Genomic DNA, 20,165 nt, shown 5'->3' on the forward strand with positions numbered 1-20,165 from the left:
GCCGGCGATGCCGGCGGCTTCAGCTGTCTGCGGGCCTTTCTTGACGGCGGCCTTGTCAGTCGCGGCCTTTCCGTCACGGCCTTGTCAGCAGCGGCCTTTCAGCCGCGGACCTGGAAGGTCGGGCGGACGGTGGCCCGGGCCAGGGTGTGGAACGCCAGATTGAAGCCGACGTACGCCGGTGAGGCGTCCGGAGTCACCTCGAGGCGGTCGACGTCGATCGCGTGCACCGCGAAGACGTACCGATGCGGGCGGTCGCCGGGCGGCGGCGCCGAGCCGCCGTAGTTGCGCTCGCCGTAATCGTTGCGCACGCAGAACGCGCCGTCCGGCAGCGGGTCGACGCCGCGGTCCAGGGCGGTGACCGAGACCGGCAGGTTCACCAGGACCCAGTGCCAGAATCCGCTGCCCGTCGGTGCGTCCGGGTCGAAGCAGGTGACCACGAACCCCCGCGTCTCGTCGGGGAACCCCGACCAGGACAACTGCGGCGAGAGATTCTTCCCGCCCACACTGGTGTGCACGAAGAGCTCGTCGAGCGGCTGCCCGTCCGTCACGTCCGAGCTGGTCACCGTGAATGACGGGACCGGCGGCAAAAGATCGTAAGGGTCGGGAGCCAGGGCACGGTCAAGACTCATGGTGGGCCTCCGGCGGCGTGGTTATGAACTGATCAGGTTTTCCCACGATGGGCCGAGACTAACCGCCGGACGTGACGAGCGTCTTTCGTCCGCATTGCGCCGTGCCGTCACTCAAACGGGTAAACGCACAGGTGGTGCGCATGCTGAGGGCGTCGGTCGGTAATGCTTCTGTCAGACATCCGACCGGGTGTGTGCGGCAGAGATCCCCGCGCCCGGTTGCGATCGGTCGCCGTTCCCGGCGGTCAGCGAGTGGGCACCCGTCAGTCGGCGGGTGCCTACTGCTGTCCGGGGCGCATCGTCACAGGCGCGCCACCCGGAGACCGCGGTAGAGCTTGCGGTAGACCACGCCGGTGCGGTGGTTCCCCGCGTCGATCATCATCCCGCGGCCCATGTAGATGCCCACGTGACCGGGGCCGACCACCAGGTCGCCGGGACGGGCCTGCGAGCGCGAGATGTTGCGGGCACGGCGGGCCTGCCCACCGGAGGAGTGCGGCAGGCGCAGACCGGCCCGAGCGTACGCACGCTTCGTGAAACCCGAGCAGTCGAAGCCGCCGGGACCCTCGCCGCCGCGCACGTACCGCTTGCCCACCTGGGAACGGGCGAACGCGATCACCGCGTTCATGCTCCGGCCGGGGTTGGTCCGCAGCCGCCGGACCGCGGTACTCCGCGTGATCTTGCGAACCGCGGCTGCTCCACGCCGCGCCACGTTCGTCCGCTTCTGCTGGACGACGACCCGGCGCTGGACGACGACCCGGCGCTGCACCGGGCGGACCCGCTGCTGGCGGACGGCGGGGCGCTCGGCCACCCGGGCCGTGGGACGCTCGGCCACCCGGGCCGTGGGACGCTCCGCCACGCGCGCTGTGGGCCGGTTGCCGGCCCGTACCGGCTTGCGGGCGAGCGGCGCGGCCACCGGCCGCAACCGGACCGCCGCACGCACCCCCGGGCGGCGCAGGATCGCGCGGGACGCACGCTGACCGGTCGTCACCCGGTCCTGCAGGCCCGTCCGGAGCCGCGCGTCCCACTGGGGGTTCTGCAGCCGCCGCTGTCGTTCCTGGATCTCCTCGGCCAGCGGGAGAGCAGGCAGTTCCGGGACGGCCGGCAGGGCCTGCGGTGGCGTGGTGACGGCCTCCGCGGCGTGCTCGACCGATTCCAAAGCCGGTGCGATGACAGCCAGCGCGAGAGCGCCGGCAGTCAACACACGGCGCGTCGACGTACCGTGCAGTGTTGCCTCCGAAATAGGCCCGGGGCACTCGCGCGAATCCCATCCGTACGTGGCTGATGCTGCCTGCCACGATTTGCCGCCGTCGAAGGTGGGCAATGGGAACCCGGACAACCGTGCGTATTCCGTGGACCATGCCAACACACCATCGAATGCGCCGTGGTGGGATTCCGATAATTAATGCCCGATCTCGAAAGGATAAACGCCGAACAGTCACCCGACCGGTGGCAGCGTCATGCGTACGCCCGGTGTGGACATCGCGCCGTGCACCGACACCTCGGTGAGCTGCGCATCCATCGGTACGTCGAATGGCAGTACACCGGCGACGGTCTCGCCCGGCGGAATCTCGTTGAGCAGTGTCGGACTGCGATCGTTGAGAAACACCGCAGCCTGATCGGCGACGGCGTAGGCTACGCCGTTGATGTCGTAGAGACGCTGTGCGCCACTGTCGAACAACTCCGGCGAACTGCCGGTGTTCTTGACCGTCACGCCCAGCAGACAGAATTGCCCCTCGGCGCGTTGCGCCAGATCCCCCGGGCCGACCGACTCCACACCGCACCGCAGCGAAGTCACCACGAATTCGAAGCTGCCGGCCACCGCACCGTTCGGCACCTGGCGGCCCAGCACCGCCGGACGACGGTCGGCGGTCACCACCGCCCAGACTCCGAAGGCGATCAGGGCGAGCGCGGTGACGACTCCACCGGCGACCCAGATCCGGATCTTCCACCGCAGCGACCGGGCCTCCGCGCTGTCCTGCCGTGCCGTCACCGGGCGGGTGGGTGCGGAACGGTGCGGTGTGTAGGTCACGGTGCCCCCAGCGGTCAGCGAACAGAGCGCGACCGGGGTCCGGTCGCGCTGTCCGTCCATGCTGGGAGTGACCCGGCCCGACACGCGCGCGACTCGCCGCATATAGGGCTGTATCGGGCATATGACTCTCAGATTGTTAACCCGTACGGGTGATCAGCGCAGCAGCAGGATCTTGCCGAGATGGTCGCTGGACTCCATCAACCGGTGCGCTTCCGCCGCCTCGGCCAGCGGCATCGTGGTGTGGATGACCGGCTTCACCAGACCGGCGGCGACCAGCGGCCACACCTGCTCGCGCACGCCCGCGACGATCCGGGCCTTGTCCGCCAAGGGCCGGGCGCGCAGCGAGGTCGACGAGATCCGCCCGCGCTTGGCCATCAGCTTGCCGAGATCCAGCTCGGCGTTGCGGCCGCCCTGCATCCCGATGACGGTGATCCGGCCCTCCGGCGCGAGCGCGTCGATGTTGCGGTCCAGATATTTCGCACCCATGATGTCGAGCACGACATCGGCGCCCCGGCCATCGGTTCGGTCGAGCACCGCCCGTACAAAATCCTGGGTCTGATAGTCGATCGTCAGATCGGCGCCGAGCGCGCGCAGCCGCTCGTGCTTCGCCGCCCGGGCCGTGACCAGCACGGTCGCGCCCAGCGCGACACCCAGCTGGACGGCAAACGTGCCGATCCCGCTGCCGCCGCCGTGCACCAGCAGCGTCTCCCCGGATCGCAACCTGTCCCGATCAACCACGTTGGACCACACCGTGCAGGCCACCTCGGGCAGCGCCGCCGACTCGACCAGCGACAGGCCGGCCGGCACCGGCAGAAGCTGCCCGGCCGGCACCGCGACCCGCTCGGCGTAGCCGCCGCCGGCCAGCAGCGCACAGACCCGCTCACCCACGTGGTGGCCGGTGACGCCGGGGCCGATCGCGCTGATCACGCCCGAACACTCCAGCCCCGGGTAGGCCGGGGCGCCCGGCGGTGGCGGATAGAACCCCTGCCGCTGCAGAACGTCGGCCCGGTTGACCGCGGTCGCGGTCACATCGACCACGACCTCGCCCTCGGCGGCCTCGGGATCCGGCGCCTCGGCCCAGACCAGCTGCTTGTCCTCGATCACGATCGCGTGCATGAGGTCGACTCTGCCCCACCGGTACGACAAGAACATCTCGCGGGTGGCAGACTGGAGCGGCACTACGGGAGGGCTCGCCTAGTGGCCGATGGCGCCGGTCTTGAAAACCGGTAAGGGGAAACTCTTCGTGGGTTCGAATCCCACGCCCTCCGCTTCCTCAACACCCCGCTGAGCTGCGACCCGCCTCGCCACCGCGAAACAGGCGTAAGTGGCGGCCGGACAGCACGAGCCGCCGCCCACGCACCTCTCACCACCCACAAAACACGCCTGAACGGCGGCCCGACACCACGAGCCGCCGGCAGGGGCCGGTACGCCCTCATACGAGCACGTCGCCTGCGACGGACCCGATTGCGCCGTGGAGTGCATCTCGCGCGGCGGCACCGCCGGGTGTCACTGCAGGGATGACCGCGCCGGGCAAAACCGGACTCGGTGGCTATCATCGCGAGCAGTGGACCTAGGAGGCTCGCGATGGCTGAGCTGGTGCCGTCTCTCGTGCGGCTGCGCTCCGAGTTCAACACCATCTTCCCGTACCGGGACAAAAGCTCCGACGGCTGGCTCGGCGACTCGGCGCACCAGGGGCGGGCCAGCGATCACAACCCCGACTCCCGCGGCCTGGTCCACGCGATCGACGTCGACGCGGGGCTCGGGCCGGGCGCCGACATGCGGGACTTCGTCGAGTTCGTCGTGCGCCGCTGCCGGGCCGGCGTCGAGAAGCGTCTCACCTATGTGATTCACGATCGGACGATCTGGTCGGCCGACTACGGCTGGACCGGCCGGGCCTATTACGGCGACAATCCGCACACCGCGCATGCGCACTTCTCGGCCAGCAACGTGCCGGCCCGCGAGAAGGACACCCGCAGCTGGCACCTTGAGGAGGTTCCTGTGGCGCTCACCGAGGCCGACAAGAAGTGGATCGCCAACCAGATCGCGGCCGGTGTCGCGTCCGCACTCGGGTCGATCAGCGGACAGGCGAACATCGCCAAGGCCGCCGGCAGGGGCGTGCACAACCAGAAGCTGGGCCGTACCGAGACGACGATCGGCCAGGCCATCCAGGACACCCACGTCAAGGTCAACCAGTTGGTCGCGGCCGAACCCGACCAGCCGGAGTGACCCTATTCGGGTGGGTTGAGGATCATCTGCGGGCCCGCGCCGCGGACGGCGAGCTGGTCGCTCGGGTTGACCAGTTTGCACCGCTGCAGTGAGAGGCAACCGCAGCCGATGCAACCGGTGAGCTGATCACGGAGGCGTTCCAGCACGTTGATCCGCTCCTCGAGCTTGTAGCGCCAGCGGGCGGACAAGCGGGACCAATCGGCTTTTGTCGGGGTGCGGTTCTCCGGCAGCGAGGCCAGCGCCGTGCGAATTTCTTCCAGCGACACTCCGACCTGCTGGGCGATCTTGATGAAGGCCACCCGGCGCAACTCCGCCCGGTCGTATCGTCGCTGGTTGCCGCTGGTGCGGGAGGCGTGGATCAGACCCTCCCGTTCGTAGAAGCGCAGTGCCGACGGCGCCACCCCGCTGCGGGCCGACAATTCGCCGATCGTGAGTGTCTCCATCCGGGCTCCTTGAGCTGAAGTGAACTTCAAGTTGCAGCCTAGGCACATGACAGTCATCACCGCATCGAGACACCCGCTACACGCGCTACTCAGCCGAATCACCGGCGACGAGAAACACGCGCCCAGCGCGCACTCCACACTGGACGTGCTCTGGGTGCTCTACGACCGGGTGTTGCGAAACACACCGGAGACCGTGGACGAGCCGGACCGCGACCGGTTCCTGCTCTCCAAGGGGCACGGTCCGGCGGCCTACTACGCCGTGCTGGCCGCCAAGGGGTTCATCCCCGAGGAGTGGCTCGACGACCTGGCCGGCTGGGACAGCCGCCTCGGGCACCACCCGGACCGGGTGCTCATCCCGGGCGTCGAGGTCGGGACCGGGTCGCTCGGGCACGGGCTCGGCATGGCGGTCGGCACCGCGCTCGGGCTACGGGCCCAGGGCTTCCTCGGCAGCCGCACGTTCGTGCTGCTGGGCGACGCCGAGCTGGACGAAGGATCAAATCACGAAGCCATTGCGTACGCCGCCGCGATCCGGCTCCCGCTGACCGCCATCGTGATCGACAACCAGTCCTCCACCCATGGTTGGCCCGGTGGGATCCCGGCGCGCTTTCCCGGGTGGAGCGTGTCCGTCGTGAACGGGCGCGACCACGACGAGATCGAACGAGCCCTGCGCGTCACCGGACGGCCGCATCTGGTCGTCGCCGCCGTCGAAACGAAATGAGGCCTGCCATGCGGGAAACCTTCATCTCCACCACGACCGACCTGCTCGACGATGACCCGCGGACCGCGCTGGTGGTCGCAGACATCTCCGCCGCGTCATTCCACACCGCGCAGCAGCGGCACCCGGACCGCGTCTTCAACGTCGGCATCCGCGAGCAACTCATGGCCGGGGTCGGCGGCGGGCTGGCGCTCACCGGGCTCCGGCCGATCCTGCACTCGTACGCGCCGTTCCTCGTCGACCGGGCCTACGAGCAGATCAAGCTCGACTTCGCGCATCAGGACGTGGGCGCGGTGCTGGTCAGCATCGGCGCCTCGTACGACGCGTCGGCGGAGGGCTACACACACCAGTCACCGGGCGACGTGGCGCTGCTGGACACGCTGGAGGGCTGGACCGTGCACGTGCCGGGCCACCGCGACGAGGTGCCGGGACTGCTGCGCGCCGCGGCCCAGCACGACGACCGGGTCTACATCCGGCTCTCCGTGCAGGAGAACGCGCAGGCCCACCCGGACAGCGGGAGCCTGCGCGTGCTGAAGCGGGGCGGGCCGCTGGTCGTCGCGGTCGGGCCGATGCTCGATCCGGTGCTGGAGGCGACCCGGGACCTCGACGTGACCGTCGCGTACACCAACACGCCGCGGCCGTTCGACATCGACGGACTGCGGGCGGTCGCCGGGGGCGAGGTGGTGCTGGTCGAGCCGTACCTGGCCGGCACGTCGGCGCGGCTGGTCGGCGAGGCGCTGAGCGGGATGCCGCACCGCGCGCTGTACCTCGGCGTCGGGCGCGCCGAGGTACGGCGCTACGGCTCGTGGCGGGACCACGCCCGGGAACACGGGCTCGACGCGGCCGGACTGCGCCGCTCGATCAGTGCGTTCCTCGGAAGCTGAGCCGGTCAGGCCAGGGCGACGGCGGGCACGGGCGCCCGCTTCGCCCGGGCCGGGGCCGGCACCCGCCGGCCGCGCGGGCCCTCGAAGCTCTGCCGGAGCAGCTCCTCGACCCGCCAGACCACGGCTTCGTCACTGAGCCGCATGCGGAACCGTTCGCGCACGCCGTCCATCGCCGTGGCGGACACCTCGATGCCGGGTTTGGCCAGGTCGAGACGCCAGGTCACGTTGCAGAGGTGCCGCAGGTTGGCGTTGAGGTGCAGCCGGAAGCGATGCAGCGGCCGGGTCTCCCGGATGACCACCAGCCGGCGCTCGGTGAGCAGCAGGTGATAGTTGCCGGAGAACGGCGCACCAGGACGCGCGCAGCGGGCCACCAGGACCGCGGGGTCGTCCTGGTCCACGCAACTCTGGAAGATCGACAGGGGCCGGTTCGCCGTCGGAAAGGGAACCGATCCGGCCTCGGCAGCGGTGTGGAACGTACTTGAGAACACGTCCATGTGATGTTTAACGGGGGATGAACGAGGAGGAGTCGGCCGCCCCTGCTGAATATCGAATTACAGCCTTCCGGCTGCCATAGTTGTCGGCATGCAGTGGCGCGTGAAGCCGGTCCTCCCGGTCTCCAAACTGATCGGTGCGGTCGCCGTCCTGGCGCTCGTGGCGGTGTTCGCCGAGGGTGACCCGGTGCGCTGGGTGCTGGGCGGGGCGGTCGCGGCCGGCCTGGTCGCCTGGGCGCTGCGCGATCTCCTCCTGCCGGTCCGCCTGTCGGCGGACGCCGACGGCGTCACGGTTCTGACCGGTCTGGCGCGGCGCCGGCATCTCCCCTGGTCACAGATCGAGCGGGTACGCGTGGAGCGCACAATCCGCCGCGGCCTTCGGAACGAACTCCTGGAGATCGACGCCGGCGAGTCGATCTACCAGTTCGGCCCTCACGACCTGGGCGCCCAGCCGGACGACGTCGTCGTGCAGCTGAGCGAGCTGCGCCGGACCACTGCTTGAGCCCGGCGGCGGCGCTGGGGCCCGGAGTGGGCACTTGATCGCGGGGGAGAGCGGGGACTGCTGCTCCCCGTACCTCAAAAGATCGATTGGGTGCGCAAGACGGCCGCACCGAGCAACAACAGCAGGATCGCCGTCAGGCCGACGGCCTGTTTGAGCCCGCGGCGCGGCAGCCTGGGGTAGGCCAGCACCGCGGCCGCGGCAGCACCGGTGGCCAGGCCGCCCAGGTGGCCGGCGATCGAGATGTACGGAATCGTGAACGTGAAGATCAGGTTCGTGACCAGCAGCGGGATCATCGGGCCGGGGTCGCGCAGGAGCCGCCGGTTCACCACGATGACCGCGGCGATCAGACCGAAGGTGGCCGTGGAAGCGCCCGCGGAGGGCTGGTTCGGCGCCTGGAAGACGTAGGCCGCGACGTTGCCGCCGAAGCCGGCCAGCAGATAGAGCGCGGCGAAGCGCATCGGGCCGAGCTGGGCCTCGAGGTACCGCCCGATCTGGGCGACCAGCATCATGTTGAGCAGCAGGTGGACCGCGCCGTAGTGCAGGAACATCGCGGTGACCAGTCGGTACCACTCGCCCTCGGCGATGCCGTGGATCTCGCCGCCGTAGAAGGCGTAGCCGAGCACCTCGCCGAAATCGGTCAGCGGGGTGCCGGTGCCGAGCAGGCCGAAGAAGCCGCCCGCGCCGGCGATGGCCTTCGGGCCGCCGACGATCGCGGACGCGATCATGACGAGCGAGTTGATCGCGATGATCCCGGTCGTCACGTAGCCGAGCTGGCCGGCGCGACTACCGCCGAAGGCGGTGCGCGCCGGCCGCTGGCTGCGGCGTCCCTCTTTGACGCACTCCGGACAGTGGTGGCCGACCACGGCGTCGTTCATGCAACTCGTGCAGATCGGACGGTCGCAGCGGCTGCACCGGAGCAGCGTCTCCCGATCCGGATGGCGATAGCACACCGGTGTCGTCGAGGGCGCCTCACTCATGGCACCAAAGGTACCCGGGTCAGGAGCGCTCGATCTCCACGCGCTCGATCACCACGTCCTCGCGGGGCCGGTCGCCCGGGCCGGTCGGCGTGTTCGCGATCGAGTCGACGACCTTGGCGGACTGCTCGTCGGCGACGGTGCCGAAGATCGTGTGCCGCCGGTTCAGGTGCGGGGTCGGTGCGACCGTGATGAAGAACTGCGAGCCGTTGGTGCCCGGGCCGGCGTTCGCCATGGCGAGCAGGTACGGGCGGTCGAAGAAGAGCTCCGGGTGGAACTCGTCACCGAACTGGTAGCCCGGGCCGCCACGGCCGGTGCCGGTCGGGTCGCCGAGCTGGATCATGAAGCCGGCGATGACCCGGTGCGAGATGGTGCCGTTGTAGTACGGCCCACTGCCCTTCTGACCAGTGCGCGGGTCGGTGTATTCCTTCGTGCCCTCGGCCAGTTCCACGAAGTTGCGGACGGTCGCGGGGGCGTGATCCGGGAAGAGCTGGAGCCGGATCGCGCCATGGTTGGTGTGCAGGGTGGCGTAAATGTTCTCGGCCACGGGTACTCCCGTCTGCGGTGATGGGACTGTTCTCGTGCAATTCGGATCCTCCCCCATGTCGTGGATCCGGCGGCGCGGGGGTACCCGAGAAGGCAACATGGCCTGGGAGAAGACCACAGGAGGTGGGCACTGGTGTTCGCAACGATTCGCCGTCGGCGCCGCAGCACGAAGATGCGTAACGAGCTCAACCAGAGCATGGATCATTTCAAGCGCGCGGCTTCCCTGGCGGCGCAGGAGACCAGCGCGACCGTCGGACCCAAGATCAACGCCGCCAAGGACCGGGTTCAGCCGGCCGCCACGAAGGCCAAGGACGCGGCCACCAACAGCTGGGACTCGGCGCTCGCCGCGCTGACCCCGCTGGTGGCCACGGCGACCGAAAGCGTCCGGCACACCGGCAAGGTGACCAAGAAGCAGGCCAAGAAGCAGGCCAAGGCCGCCAAGAAGCTGGAGCGCAAGGCGGAGAAGGCGTACGGGCGCAAGCAGCGCCGCGGCAGCCGGATGTTCGGGTACGCGCTGCTCGGCACCGCGGTCGGCGTCGGCGCCGCGTACTACGCGCGACGCCGTCGGGACGCGCAGTGGGAGGAGTACGACCCGGCCACCACCTCCGCGCAGACCGGTGCCGACGACGCGGCGTTCGAGCCGATCGAGCCGACCGCCTACACCACGTCGAACGGCACGGTCGCCGACAAGAGCAAGCCCTGACAGGCCGCCGTCACGGTCGCCCGGCCCGGACCGGATCCAGGGCCGGGCCGGCCGGCAGGTACGCGACGAGTTGCGCCGGCACCGCCCGGGGCGAGGAGTTCGGGTACCCGAAGCGGCCCAGCAGATCGCGACTGGCCAGCGGATAGCGACGGCCGGTGTCGGTGACCAGATGCACCGTGCCGATGCTGGCCGGGACGTCCGGTGAGGCCGCCGCGACCACGAGCGCGCCCCGGCCCCGGGCCACATGCACGCGGTCCATCCGGGTCGGGCCGGCCGGGAGCGCGCCGGCCGGAAAGGACGGGTTCAGGCGTACGCCCGCCGAGGCGCCGCCCCCCGAAAGAGTGACGCACGCCCGCGCCGGATCCTCCACGAGCTGGGGCACCCGGGGCGGGAGCCCCGCGCTGTCCGCCAGCCGGACAGCCGAGCCGGGCAGCTTCTGGAACGCCGCACCGATCGTGGTCGCCGGCGCCAGCAACCGCGCCTGGGTCTCGGTGACCGGGGCGATCCCGTCGCGCAGCACCACCGCGAACTGGCTGCCGTCGGTCACCACCTCACCCGCCCGCCGCCCGGCGATCACCGACGGGCGCCCCGCACCCGGGATCACCGGTGCGGCCAGATCGGGGCCGGCCGGAATCGCGTCGACCCAGGCCGCCGGGACGAGCCACGCACGACGGCCGTACCAGCCGAGCGCGCGCTGAATCGTGTCCACCCGGTCGGCGGCGAGCAGGAAACGCCGGTCGGCGTGCACCAGATGGGTACGCCCCGCCTCGTCCCGGACCAGCAGCCCACGATCACCCGGCGCAGCGCCGTCGGACGGGGTGAACCCGACCAGCAGAGTGCTCTGCCTGTTGTCCGTGCAGACCGACCAGTCGCCGGTCAACAGGTCACCGGCGGCCGGCAGGGAATCCGGCGCGCCCGGGATGCCGAGCGGCTCACCCAGCGGGACCTTGGCCAGCTTGTCGGCGCGCACGGTCTTCACCTGCGGACGGGCGCCACCGGCCAGCAACACCCCGGACGTGTAGTTGAGGATCGGGTGCAGGCGGCCGTCGGTGGGCAGGTAGACGTACCGCGCGCCGGTGCCCTTCTCCAGCAGGACCGCGTCCGGGTCGGTCGGCTCGGTCATGGTGTGGCCGGTGAACAGCCCGTACGCCGCGGTGCCGCCGAGGATCAGCGCGGCCAGCAGAACCCCGATCAGCGCGGTCGTGCCGGCCCGGCGCATCGGCGAACGCTGTGGGTCGGGATCGTGCGTGACCAGGGCCGCGACCACGCGCTGCATCGAGAACTGGTACGAGTGCAGCTCATCCTGACGCGACGGCATCACGCCACCTTAGAGCCATCCGTTTCGCCGTAGTGACCGGTAGAGCAGCACAGTGATCACCGAGAGGACGGCGATCAGGGCGGGGTAGCCGTACTTCCAGTCGGTCTCCGGCATGTAGTCGAAATTCATCCCGTAGACGCCGGCGAACGCTGTCCAAACCGTGGCGATGGCCGCCCAGGAGGCGATCTTCCGCATGTCGTTGTTCTGGTCGACGGTCACCTGCGCCAGGCGTGCCTGCAGGATCGAGTTCAGCAGGTCGTCGTACGACGAGACCTGCTCCACAGTCCGCGTGAGGTGGTCCTGGACGTCCCGGAAGTACCGGCGGATCTCCTTCGGCACCACACCCTGGCTGCCGGTGATCGCCGCGAGCGGCCGCTGCAACGGCACGACCGCCCGGCGGAACTCCACGAGTTCCCGTTTGAGCTGGTAGACCTGCTGGATCGGGGCGCTCTTGTCGCGCGAGAAGACGCCCTCCTCGATGATGTCGAGATCCGCCTCGACCTGGTCAGCCACCTCGAGGTAGTGGTCGACGACCCGGTCGGTCACCGCGTACGCCACCGCCCACGGCCCCTGCTCCAGCAGCACCGCCCGCTGCGACTCCAGGTCGGCCCGGACCGGCGCCATCTCGGAGGCGTCGCCGTGCCGGACGGTGATGACGAACCGCTCACCGATGAAAATCATCATCTGGCCGGTCTCCACCACCTGCTGACTCTCGGTCAGCTCCTGGTGCGGGACGTACCGCGCGGTCCGCAGGACCAGGAAGTGCACCGCGCCGAACTGCTCCAGCTTGGGCCGCTGCTCGGCCTTGACCGCGTCCTCCACGGCCAGCTCGTGCAGCCCGTAGGTCCGCGCGATCGCCGCCATCTCGCCCTGGGACGGCTCGTGCAGCCCCAGCCAGACGAAAGCGCCGTCCTGCCGGCAGGCTTCGATCAGCGCCCGGTCCGGGGTGAACTCACCCGGCATCCGCTTGCCCTCGACGTAGACCCCGCAGTCGACCACCGAGGTCGCGGCATGACCGCGGGCGCCGTTCGGCTCGGCGTTCTCCCCGTTGGTCAGGAAGCCACGCATCCGCTCGGCGAGGGTCCTCCCGAGCGGGCGGCCACGGTTCTCGGTCATAGTCCAACCTCCCCCTCCGAACGGCAAACCAATCGAGGCTACCCGGAGGATCCCGTGCCGACCCGTAGGCCGGCACGGGAAACCGCGCTCAGCCCCGGACCTCCTCGATGGCGTCGGCGATCCGCCGCACGCCCTCGTCGATCTGGTCGACGGTGACCGCCGAGTACGCCAGCCGCAGCGAGTGCCGGCCACCCTCGAGCAGGAAGTCGCTGCCCTTGACGACCGCGACACCCTTCTTCATGGCCGCCGGGAACAGCTTGTCGACGTCCACGTCCTCGGGCAGGTCGACCCAGAGGAAGTACCCGCCGTCCGGCTCGGTGAAGGTGGCGCCCGGGATGTGCTTGCGGATCGACTCGGCCAGCACCCGGGCCCGTTCGCCCAGTGCCGCGCTGACCGTCCGGACCGACTTCTCGATGTCGCCGGAGACGCAGAACTGGTGCACGATCGCCTCGGAGACCATGCCCGGCGAGATGTAGAGGTTGGTGGCCTTCTTCGCGATCGCGTCGATCAGCGCGGCCGGGCCGACCAGGTATCCGACGCGTACGCCGGGGCAGACCGTCTTGGTGAAGCTGGAGGCGTGCACGACCAGGCTGTTCGTGTCCTGCGACAGCATCGAGGGCAACGGCTCGCCGCGGAACCGGATGTCCACGTACGGGTCGTCCTCGAAGATGATGAACTCGTACTGCTCGGCGAGGGCCAGCAGCGTCTGCCGCTTCTCCGCGGAGAGCGTGACACCGGCCGGGTTCTGGTAGTTCGGGATGATGTGCGCGAGCTTCGGCCGCACCCCGGACTCGAGCAGGGTGCGCAGCTCGTCGACGTCGATGCCGTCCGGCTGGACCGTGACCTGGTGCACCTTGGCGCCCAGGTTCTGCAGGTTGAGCAGCGTACGGTCGTAGGTCGGCTTCTCCACCACCACGTCGTCGCCCGGCTTGACCAGGTGGCCGAAGAGGAACGCGTCCGCCTGCAGGGAGCCGTTGGTCACGATGACCTGGTCCGGGGAGACGTTGTGCTTGTCGGCGATCCACTTGCGCAGCGGGAGGTAGCCGACAGAGGTGCCGTAGGCGGTCACACCGGCCGGATCGGCGTCGAAGGCACGCGCCGCCGCGGCCTTCAGGCCCTCAACGTCGACGATGTCCAGCGACGGAGCGCCACGGGCGAAGGAGATCAGCTGCTCAGCGGTCATGCTGAACAGCTTAGAAGCCGGGTCTATACCATTTTCCCTGCGGCCCTCGCGAGTCCTGCTGATGGGACAGGGACCGCTATCCTCGCTGGGCAACCCCGCTCCTCGCTCTGGAAGGACCCACCCCATGATCGGTCTGGTACTCGCTGCCGGCGCTGGGCGCAGGTTGCGCCCGTACACGGACACGCTGCCCAAGGCGCTTGTCCCCGTGGACGGGGAAACCACGATCATGGACATCTCACTGCGCAACCTCGCGGCCGCCGGTCTGACCGACGTGACGATCGTGGTCGGCTACCAGGCCGGCGCGGTGGAGGAGCGGGTCGAGGCGTTCCAGCAGAAGTACGGCGTCACGATCTCCCTGGTGCACAACGACAAGGCCGAGGAGTGGAACAACGCCTACTCCCTCTGGCTGGCGCGGGACCACTTCGCGCAGGGCGCCCTGATGGTGAACGGTGACACCGTGCACCCGGTCAGCGTCGAGCACACGCTGCTCGCGAAGCGCGGACCGAGCATCCTGCTCGCTGTCGACACTGTGAAGAAGCTGGCCGACGAGGAGATGAAGACCGTCTTCAATGCAGATGGCCAGCTCACCAAAATCACGAAGCTGATGGAGCCCACCGAGGCGTACGGCGAGTACATCGGCGCCAACATCATCGAGGCCTCGGCCGCCGGCAAGCTGGCCGACGCCCTGAAGACGACCTTCGAGCGCGACCCGAACCTGTACTACGAGGACGGCTTCCAGGAGTACGCGAACCGGGGTGGCGAGGTCCGCGCCGCGGAGATCGGCGACCTGCCCTGGGTCGAGGTCGACAACCACGACGACCTGGCCAAGGCGCGGGAGATCGCATGCCGCTACTAGCCCGTAGCGTCCAGACCCCGCTGCACATCGAGGTGCGGCGGGGCGCGGTCGCCGACCTCGGCAAGATCCTTGCCGACGGCCGGATCTCCTCCGGCGGCGAGGTCGCCGTGGTGGTCGGCCCCGGCCTCGGCGAGAAGGTCGTCGAACTGCTGCGCCCGTCGCTGCGCTCGGCCGAGGTGTTCGTGACCGGCGGGGGCACTCTCGACGCGTCGCTGGAGCTGGCCGGCAAGCTGCGGGCCGGGCACTACGACGCGGTGGTCGGCATCGGCGGCGGCAAGACCGTGGACACCGCGAAGTACGCGGCCAGCCGCTGGGGCCTGCCGATGGTCTCGGTGGCGACCAGCCTGGCCAACGACGGCATCGCCTCGCCGGTGGCCAGCCTGATCCACGAGGGCATCAAGGGTTCGTACGGGGTGCACATCCCGTTCGGCGTCGTCGTCGACCTGGACTTCGTGGAGAACGGGCCGGAATCGGTCAACCGGGCCGGCATCGGTGACGTGATCAGCAACATCAGCGCGCTGGCCGACTGGGAGCTGGCCCGAGAGGTGCGCGGTGAGCCGGTCGACGGCCTGGCCGCCTCGCTGGCCCGGATGGGCGCCGAGGCGGTGCTGACCATGCCCGGCGACATGAGCGACGACGCGTTCGTGACGGTGCTGGCCGAGGCGCTGATCTCCAGCGGTCTCGCGATGGCGGTCTGCGGCAGCAGCCGGCCGTCCAGCGGCGGCTGCCACGAGATCATGCACGCCACCGACTCACTCTTCCCCGACACCGCCTCGCACGGCGAGCTGGCCGGGCTCGGTGCGCTGTTCTGCACGTTCCTGCGCGGCGACGAGCGGCGCTTCGGGCAGATGTCCGAGTGCCTGGCCCGGCACCAGCTGCCGCGTACGCCCTCCGACGTCGGCCTGGACACCGAGCAGTTCGTGCGGATCGTCGAGTTCGCCCCGCGGACCCGGCCCGATCGCTACACCATCCTCGAGCACCTGGCCATGACGCCGGACGAGATCCGGCAGAAACTCGCCGAGTACGACGATGCCGTCGCAGCCCACTGAGCCGGCGCCCACGGCCGCCGACTACTACTCGGTGAACCGGGGCGGCGGCCTGTTCAGTGAGGGGATCAGCCAGCGGATCGGCGCCCGGATCGCGGTGCAGGCGCACCGGCGCCACCTCACCCCCACCGTGCTCACCATCTTCAACCTCGGGCTCGGGTGCCTGATCTCGTTCGTGGTGATCGCCGCGGCCGGCCCGGTGGCCGAGGGCAGCATCTGGGCGGCGCCGATCGGCCTGCTCGCGCTGATCGGCTGGCAGCTGGCGTACGCGTTCGACTGCTCGGACGGCCAGCTGGCGCGGGTCACCGGGCAGTCCAGCTCGGCCGGCGCCCGGCTCGACGTGCTGTGCGACGTCGCGGTGCAGTCCTCGCTGGTCGCGGCGCTGGCCGCCACCGCGAAGGCGCAGGAGCCGGACACCCCGGCGTGGCTGCTGGCCGCGTTCGCCGCGACCTGGATGGTCAACCTGGTCACCTCGGTGATGCAGAGCGGCGAGCAGGCGTCGAGCATGGTGACCAGCCGGTCCCTGCCGATCCGGGCGGTCAAGCTGGTCCGCGACTACGGCGCCGTGGTGGCCCTGGCCGGCGTGGTGCTCACCGTGGCGCCGCAGTGGACGGTCTGGTTCGTGGCCCTGTTCACCCTGATCAACGGCGGTTTCCTGGCCGCCAGCATCGCCTTCACCGGCCGCGCCGCGCTGCGCGGCTGAGCCGGCCGCGCGGCCGGCTCAGCCGCGGCCGGCCTCAGACCCGGACCGGGATGGCACTGGACGAGCCGATCACCTGGCCGGCCTCGTCCAGTGCCTCGGCCACCACGTACTCCGGTATGCCGGGCAGCGTCAGCGTGGTCTCGAAGCCGGTCCGGTCCGCCTCCACCGCGGTGCTCAGCGCGCGCGGCTGACCGCCGGCCCGGGCCCGCCAGCGGCTCACCCCGGTGTGCCCGTTCCAGCTGACGCTGGCGATCACGTTGTCACCCTCGACCCGCAACCCGAGCGCCGGCTGGTCCCGGGCCGCGCCGGCCCACTCCGCCTTGTACGCGCGGTACGACTGGTTGTCCTCCGGCAGATGCCCGGCCAGGCGTACCGTGCCGTCCGCGTTGTGCTCGGTGAAGTGCGGTTGCTGACCCCACCCGACGAAGGTGCCGCCGTCCGGCAGCTCGCGGAAGTTGCCCTGGGTCGGCGCGGAGACCCGCTGCGGGTGCACGTGCTCGGCGACGAAGGTGACGGTCTTGGCCTTCTCGTCGACCCGGAAGATCAGGCCGCGCGAGTAGTCCTTCTCGGTGGTGATCCCGGCGCCGTTGTCGAAGATGCTGTAGTCGCCGTCCCGGCGGCGCTGCAGGTCGTGCTGCCAGGAGAAGGCGGCCTTCTCGTCGACCCGGAAGTCGGACTTCTTCCCGCCGATCCGCCAGATGACCGCGCCCGTCTTGCGGTGCACCTTGTAGAGGCCCCAGGTGTGCCTGGCGGAGAACAGCAGGTGCCCGTCGGTGTCCAGGCTGACCGAGTTGGGGTGCAGGTAGTCGTAGGGCAGGTGCGCCGACTCGCCCTGGGGCAGCGGGGCGTACGACTCGTCCAGGCTGATGTGGTCCCGTCCCCGCCACTCGAACACCTTGCGGCCGGTCGCGACGTCGATCTCCTGAAGCACCCCGTCGTGCAGCACGCCATCGGCCGGGCCACCCATCGGGGTGAGGTCGAACGGGACCGGGTCGTACACCCAGAACAGCGCCGTCCCGTCCGGCGTGAGCACCAGGTCGTGCTGGTCGGCCTGCTCGCTGCCGGCCGCCCGGATCCGGGTGACCTCCCGGTAGGCCTGGTCCACCACGACGAACTCACCCTGCCCGACACCCTGCCCGCCGGTGCCGCCGATCGTCCCCTCCCACCAGGTCAGCACCGGTTCGCCGCGGTACCGCTGGGCCTTGAAGTCGATCGCCACGGTGGCCGGGTCGGGCACCTTCTTGAACCAGACCGGCGAGCCTTTCTCGTCGACGATCAGCGGCCCGCGCAGCGAGGCGCCGGCGAACGGTGTGAGGAAGACGAACCCGGGGGCCGTACCGGTGGCCGGCGTGGTGATGGTGACGTCGGGGAGGCCGTTCAGGTCCGGCCGGGAGCGGTACTTGGCCGGCGGCGCGGCCGGCGCGGCGGTCTGCGCCGGCGTCTCCTCGTCGCCGGCCCGGCCGAGCAGGAATCCGGCACCGCCGGCGACCACGGCCGCGGTCGCCGACCCGAGCAGGAGCGTGCGACGCGATACTCCGGACTGCGATATCGATCGATCGTTCACAGCGGCCAGGGTTCCCCGCCACGCGCGTGGATTACCTCGGAACGCGCTGTGAATCCGAAATCATGTCGGTGTAGATCTCGATCAGCCGCTTGGTGAGCACGTCCGGGTGGAAGTGGCGCAGGTAGCGCTCGCGGGCGTTGGCTGCCGCGGTCGTGGCGCCGGCCCGGGCGATCGGCAGCGCCGCGGCGAGCGACGCCGGGTTCGGCTGGGCCAGCCAGCCGGCCGCCGCAGAACCGGACCCGATGAGGTACGGGATTCCGCCCACCGCCGTGCCCAGGACCGCCCGGCCCGTCGACATCGCCTCCAGGATCACCGTCGGCAGCACGTCCTCCCAGGTCGGCACCGCGACGACCACCGCCGAGGCCCGGCGCGCCGCGGTCATCCCGGCCCGGTCCAGCGGGCCGAGGTAGGTGACGTCCGACCGTTCGGCCGCGGCCTGTTCGGCGAGCGGCCGCAACTCGCCGTCCCCGGCGATCCGCAGCGTGCCGAGCGAGCCGTCCGGGTGCCGGCGCCAGGCGTCCAGCAGCAGGCCCAGACCCTTCTCCGGGGAGAGCCGGGCGCCGTAGAGGAATCCGTCGCCCAGCGGTTCCGGCGTGCCCGGGTCGGGCAGTCCGTTCGGCTTGATCACGATCCGGTCGGCCGGGATGCCGTAGTCGGTGAGGTGCGCGGCGATCTTGTCGGTGAGCGCGATGTACCGGTCCACCGAGCGCCAGGTCCCCCGGTGCACGGCCAGGGTGGTCGCCATGATCGCGCTCTGCGCCGCCGAACCGCGGTAGCACCGGTGCTTGACGGCCGGCCAGCCGAACGCCTTGCCGCGACAGTCCCGGCAGTTGTGCCCGTCCCGGAAGTACAGCCCCGAGGAGCAGACCTGCCGGTAGTTGTGCACGGTCTGCACCACCGGCAATCCATGCGCGTGCGCGGTGCGAATCACCCAGGGAGAGAGCAGGGGGTACGGGTTGTGCAGGTGCAGAACGTCCGGGCGCTCCGCGGTGATCAGCCTCGACAGGTCGCGTTGCGCGTCGGCGCCGTACGCGGGCGAGATCGGCAGCAACACCTTGCGGCTCGCCGGCATCGCCTCGATCGAGTCCGAGCTGCGCTGGAACGGCACCACCTCGACACCGGCCGCGCGGAGCTGCTCGATCTCGGTGTCGACGATGACGTTCTCCCCGGACGGGATCGCCTCGCGATACCGGTTGTGCGCTACCACCACCTTCATGACGCGAGACGCTACCGTGAAGCGGTGCCCGAACTTCCCGAGGTCGAGGCGCTCGCGGCATACCTGCGTGAGCGCGCGGTCGGCCACACCGTGCAGCGCTTCGAGGTCTCGTCGTTCAGCGCGCTGAAGACGTACGATCCGGCGCCTTCGTCGTTGACCGGCCTGACCGTCACGAGCGCCGGCCGGCACGGAAAGTTCCTGGACATCGGCATCGGCCCAGAGGTGCACCTCGTCGTGCACCTGGCCCGCGCCGGCTGGCTGCACTACCGCGACTCGTTCAAGTCGCCCGCCCCGCTGAAGCCGGGCAGCGGCCCGATCGCGATCCGGGTCCGGCTCGACGACGGTTCCGGCTTCGACCTGACCGAGGCCGGTACGCAGAAGTCGCTCGCCGCCTACCTGGTGCGGGATCCGGCGACCGAGGTGCCCGGTGTGTCACGGCTCGGCCCGGACGCGCTGGCGATCTCCCTCGAGGAGTTCACCAACCGACTGAAAGGGCGAAACGGACAGATCAAGGGCGTGCTCACCGATCAGGAGGTGCTCGCCGGGATTGGGAACGCCTACTCCGACGAGATCCTGCACGTGGCCAAGCTGTCCCCGTTCGCGCTGACCGGAAAGCTCACCGACGAGCAGATCTCCACGCTCTACGAGGCGATGCGGGCCGTCGAGACCGACGCGGTCCAGCGGTCGGTCGGGCAGAAGGCGGCCGAGCTCAAGGGAGAGAAGCGCGCCGGGATGCGGGTGCACGCCCGGACCGGACTTCCCTGCCCGGTTTGTGGCGACAAAGTGCGGGAAGTCTCGTTCGCGGACAAGAGCCTGCAGTACTGCGCCACCTGCCAGACCGGCGGCAAGCCCCTGGCGGACCGGCGACTGTCCAAGCTCGTACGGTGAACCTGCCACCATTTGGTCACGGAACGTACATGCTGAGATTGCCCCCGAAGCGTCACCTTCACTCCGGCCGATCCATCGGTATAGTGGCTCGGTCCCTGGCAACCGTTATGACGCGAACGGGTATCGGCGGACCCGC

22 protein-coding genes and 1 tRNA gene are annotated in these 20,165 nt (G+C 70.1%); 10 read left to right on the forward strand and 13 right to left on the reverse strand.

The genetic code is table 11. The annotated features are described in order from the left end of the window. Positions 1-98: 98 nt before the first annotated feature. The 4 genes from OHA21_RS38855 to OHA21_RS38870 form a co-directional block, all read right to left on the reverse strand. Entirely contained in the window at positions 99-629 is a 531-nt protein-coding gene (locus OHA21_RS38855) for a YbhB/YbcL family Raf kinase inhibitor-like protein (RefSeq protein ID WP_328463766.1), read from the reverse strand. A 298-nt stretch (positions 630-927) separates the two neighbouring features. Then, a complete protein-coding gene (locus OHA21_RS38860) occupies positions 928-1,782 on the reverse strand; it encodes a C40 family peptidase (protein WP_328463768.1) in 855 nt (284 codons plus the stop codon). Positions 1,783-2,061: 279 nt separating this feature from the next. Beyond that, complete coding sequence (locus OHA21_RS38865) at positions 2,062-2,715, reverse strand: DUF4352 domain-containing protein (RefSeq protein WP_328463770.1); 654 nt, start codon at positions 2,713-2,715, stop codon at positions 2,062-2,064. A 93-nt stretch (positions 2,716-2,808) separates the two neighbouring features. Next, positions 2,809-3,771, reverse strand: a complete 963-nt coding sequence (locus tag OHA21_RS38870; protein ID WP_328463772.1) for an NAD(P)H-quinone oxidoreductase — start codon at positions 3,769-3,771, stop codon at positions 2,809-2,811. Positions 3,772-3,838: 67 nt separating this feature from the next. Here OHA21_RS38870 and OHA21_RS38875 point away from each other — a divergent pair. Together OHA21_RS38875 and OHA21_RS38880 are read left to right on the forward strand one after the other, a co-directional pair. Further along, positions 3,839-3,923: transfer RNA gene (locus OHA21_RS38875), tRNA-Ser, on the forward strand. Between the two features lie 316 nt (positions 3,924-4,239). Then, positions 4,240-4,881 (forward strand): hypothetical protein, encoded by a 642-nt coding sequence (locus OHA21_RS38880; RefSeq protein ID WP_328463774.1) that lies wholly within the window; start codon positions 4,240-4,242, stop codon positions 4,879-4,881. Between the two features lie 2 nt (positions 4,882-4,883). Here the strand turns inward: OHA21_RS38880 and soxR are convergent, their stop codons facing one another. Continuing rightward, on the reverse strand, positions 4,884-5,324 hold the full coding sequence (gene soxR, locus OHA21_RS38885) for a redox-sensitive transcriptional activator SoxR (RefSeq protein WP_328463776.1): 441 nt from the start codon (positions 5,322-5,324) through the stop codon (positions 4,884-4,886). A gap of 46 nt (positions 5,325-5,370) precedes the next feature. On the opposite strand from soxR, the gene OHA21_RS38890 reads away from it, so the two are divergent. Both OHA21_RS38890 and OHA21_RS38895 read left to right on the forward strand, forming a co-directional pair. After that, positions 5,371-6,042, forward strand: a complete 672-nt coding sequence (locus OHA21_RS38890) for a transketolase (protein WP_328463778.1) — start codon at positions 5,371-5,373, stop codon at positions 6,040-6,042. Positions 6,043-6,050: 8 nt separating this feature from the next. Then, positions 6,051-6,923: a transketolase family protein gene (locus OHA21_RS38895; RefSeq protein ID WP_328463780.1), complete on the forward strand. Its 873-nt coding sequence runs from the start codon at positions 6,051-6,053 to the stop codon at positions 6,921-6,923. Between the two features lie 5 nt (positions 6,924-6,928). Here the strand turns inward: OHA21_RS38895 and OHA21_RS38900 are convergent, their stop codons facing one another. Continuing rightward, entirely contained in the window at positions 6,929-7,417 is a 489-nt protein-coding gene (locus OHA21_RS38900) for a hypothetical protein (RefSeq protein ID WP_328463781.1), read from the reverse strand. An 88-nt stretch (positions 7,418-7,505) separates the two neighbouring features. On the opposite strand from OHA21_RS38900, the gene OHA21_RS38905 reads away from it, so the two are divergent. Then, positions 7,506-7,916 carry a PH domain-containing protein gene (locus OHA21_RS38905; RefSeq protein ID WP_328463783.1) on the forward strand — a complete coding sequence of 137 codons (411 nt, stop codon included), beginning with the start codon at positions 7,506-7,508 and terminating at the stop codon, positions 7,914-7,916. A gap of 74 nt (positions 7,917-7,990) precedes the next feature. On the opposite strand, the gene OHA21_RS38910 is transcribed toward OHA21_RS38905, so the two are convergent. After that, positions 7,991-8,893 (reverse strand): rhomboid family intramembrane serine protease, encoded by a 903-nt coding sequence (locus tag OHA21_RS38910; protein WP_328463785.1) that lies wholly within the window; start codon positions 8,891-8,893, stop codon positions 7,991-7,993. 19 nt (positions 8,894-8,912) lie between these two features. Beyond that, a complete protein-coding gene (locus OHA21_RS38915) occupies positions 8,913-9,437 on the reverse strand; it encodes a peptidylprolyl isomerase (protein ID WP_328463787.1) in 525 nt (174 codons plus the stop codon). A 132-nt stretch (positions 9,438-9,569) separates the two neighbouring features. Between OHA21_RS38915 and OHA21_RS38920 the strand changes: the two genes are divergently transcribed. Next, on the forward strand, positions 9,570-10,139 hold the full coding sequence (locus OHA21_RS38920; protein WP_328463789.1) for a hypothetical protein: 570 nt from the start codon (positions 9,570-9,572) through the stop codon (positions 10,137-10,139). 10 nt (positions 10,140-10,149) lie between these two features. Here the strand turns inward: OHA21_RS38920 and eccB are convergent, their stop codons facing one another. The 3 genes from eccB to OHA21_RS38935 form a co-directional block, all read right to left on the reverse strand. Continuing rightward, complete coding sequence (eccB, locus tag OHA21_RS38925; protein ID WP_328463791.1) at positions 10,150-11,457, reverse strand: type VII secretion protein EccB; 1,308 nt, start codon at positions 11,455-11,457, stop codon at positions 10,150-10,152. Between the two features lie 9 nt (positions 11,458-11,466). After that, on the reverse strand, positions 11,467-12,573 hold the full coding sequence (locus OHA21_RS38930; RefSeq protein ID WP_442874960.1) for a magnesium and cobalt transport protein CorA: 1,107 nt from the start codon (positions 12,571-12,573) through the stop codon (positions 11,467-11,469). A gap of 88 nt (positions 12,574-12,661) precedes the next feature. Then, the gene (locus OHA21_RS38935) at positions 12,662-13,756 is read right to left on the reverse strand and encodes an aminotransferase-like domain-containing protein (protein WP_328463793.1); all 1,095 of its coding nucleotides are present in this window, start codon (positions 13,754-13,756) and stop codon (positions 12,662-12,664) included. Positions 13,757-13,880: 124 nt separating this feature from the next. Between OHA21_RS38935 and OHA21_RS38940 the strand changes: the two genes are divergently transcribed. The 3 genes from OHA21_RS38940 to OHA21_RS38950 are packed head-to-tail and all read left to right on the forward strand — an operon-like array spanning position 13,881 to position 16,361. Then, positions 13,881-14,612, forward strand: coding sequence for a phosphocholine cytidylyltransferase family protein (locus OHA21_RS38940; RefSeq protein WP_328463795.1), 732 nt, complete (start codon positions 13,881-13,883; stop codon positions 14,610-14,612). Further along, the gene (locus OHA21_RS38945) at positions 14,600-15,661 is read left to right on the forward strand and encodes an iron-containing alcohol dehydrogenase family protein (protein WP_328463797.1); all 1,062 of its coding nucleotides are present in this window, start codon (positions 14,600-14,602) and stop codon (positions 15,659-15,661) included. Before OHA21_RS38940 ends, OHA21_RS38945 begins: the two co-directional genes overlap by 13 nt. After that, complete coding sequence (locus tag OHA21_RS38950) at positions 15,642-16,361, forward strand: CDP-alcohol phosphatidyltransferase family protein (protein ID WP_328463799.1); 720 nt, start codon at positions 15,642-15,644, stop codon at positions 16,359-16,361. Before OHA21_RS38945 ends, OHA21_RS38950 begins: the two co-directional genes overlap by 20 nt. A gap of 34 nt (positions 16,362-16,395) precedes the next feature. On the opposite strand, the gene OHA21_RS38955 is transcribed toward OHA21_RS38950, so the two are convergent. Both OHA21_RS38955 and OHA21_RS38960 read right to left on the reverse strand, forming a co-directional pair. Beyond that, positions 16,396-17,925 carry an arylsulfotransferase family protein gene (locus OHA21_RS38955; RefSeq protein ID WP_328463801.1) on the reverse strand — a complete coding sequence of 510 codons (1,530 nt, stop codon included), beginning with the start codon at positions 17,923-17,925 and terminating at the stop codon, positions 16,396-16,398. A 31-nt stretch (positions 17,926-17,956) separates the two neighbouring features. Next, positions 17,957-19,141, reverse strand: coding sequence for a glycosyltransferase family 4 protein (locus OHA21_RS38960; RefSeq protein WP_328463803.1), 1,185 nt, complete (start codon positions 19,139-19,141; stop codon positions 17,957-17,959). 24 nt (positions 19,142-19,165) lie between these two features. Here OHA21_RS38960 and OHA21_RS38965 point away from each other — a divergent pair, with 24 nt between their 5' ends. Beyond that, positions 19,166-20,029 (forward strand): Fpg/Nei family DNA glycosylase, encoded by an 864-nt coding sequence (locus tag OHA21_RS38965; RefSeq protein ID WP_328463805.1) that lies wholly within the window; start codon positions 19,166-19,168, stop codon positions 20,027-20,029. Positions 20,030-20,165: the final 136 nt, after the last annotated feature.

It is taken from the genome of Actinoplanes sp. NBC_00393 (genome assembly GCF_036053395.1).
GTDB lineage: Bacteria > Actinomycetota > Actinomycetes > Mycobacteriales > Micromonosporaceae > Actinoplanes.

Excerpts from the sequence above, each read along its gene's own strand:
- soxR (WP_328463776.1), bottom strand. The coding sequence starts at position 5,324 with ATGGAGACACTCACGATCGGCGAATTGTCGGCCCGCAGCGGGGTGGCG.
- OHA21_RS38935 (WP_328463793.1), bottom strand. The coding sequence starts at position 13,756 with ATGACCGCTGAGCAGCTGATCTCCTTCGCCCGTGGCGCTCCGTCGCTG.
- OHA21_RS38950 (WP_328463799.1), top strand. The coding sequence starts at position 15,642 with ATGCCGTCGCAGCCCACTGAGCCGGCGCCCACGGCCGCCGACTACTAC.
- OHA21_RS38945 (WP_328463797.1), top strand. The coding sequence starts at position 14,600 with ATGCCGCTACTAGCCCGTAGCGTCCAGACCCCGCTGCACATCGAGGTG.
- eccB (WP_328463791.1), bottom strand. The coding sequence starts at position 11,457 with ATGCCGTCGCGTCAGGATGAGCTGCACTCGTACCAGTTCTCGATGCAG.
- OHA21_RS38880 (WP_328463774.1), top strand. The coding sequence starts at position 4,240 with ATGGCTGAGCTGGTGCCGTCTCTCGTGCGGCTGCGCTCCGAGTTCAAC.
- OHA21_RS38890 (WP_328463778.1), top strand. The coding sequence starts at position 5,371 with ATGACAGTCATCACCGCATCGAGACACCCGCTACACGCGCTACTCAGC.
- OHA21_RS38960 (WP_328463803.1), bottom strand. The coding sequence starts at position 19,141 with ATGAAGGTGGTGGTAGCGCACAACCGGTATCGCGAGGCGATCCCGTCC.
- OHA21_RS38855 (WP_328463766.1), bottom strand. The coding sequence starts at position 629 with ATGAGTCTTGACCGTGCCCTGGCTCCCGACCCTTACGATCTTTTGCCG.
- OHA21_RS38895 (WP_328463780.1), top strand. The coding sequence starts at position 6,051 with ATGCGGGAAACCTTCATCTCCACCACGACCGACCTGCTCGACGATGAC.
- OHA21_RS38910 (WP_328463785.1), bottom strand. The coding sequence starts at position 8,893 with ATGAGTGAGGCGCCCTCGACGACACCGGTGTGCTATCGCCATCCGGAT.
- OHA21_RS38870 (WP_328463772.1), bottom strand. The coding sequence starts at position 3,771 with ATGCACGCGATCGTGATCGAGGACAAGCAGCTGGTCTGGGCCGAGGCG.
- OHA21_RS38905 (WP_328463783.1), top strand. The coding sequence starts at position 7,506 with ATGCAGTGGCGCGTGAAGCCGGTCCTCCCGGTCTCCAAACTGATCGGT.
- OHA21_RS38930 (WP_442874960.1), bottom strand. The coding sequence starts at position 12,573 with ATGACCGAGAACCGTGGCCGCCCGCTCGGGAGGACCCTCGCCGAGCGG.
- OHA21_RS38900 (WP_328463781.1), bottom strand. The coding sequence starts at position 7,417 with ATGGACGTGTTCTCAAGTACGTTCCACACCGCTGCCGAGGCCGGATCG.
- OHA21_RS38940 (WP_328463795.1), top strand. The coding sequence starts at position 13,881 with ATGATCGGTCTGGTACTCGCTGCCGGCGCTGGGCGCAGGTTGCGCCCG.
- OHA21_RS38865 (WP_328463770.1), bottom strand. The coding sequence starts at position 2,715 with ATGGACGGACAGCGCGACCGGACCCCGGTCGCGCTCTGTTCGCTGACC.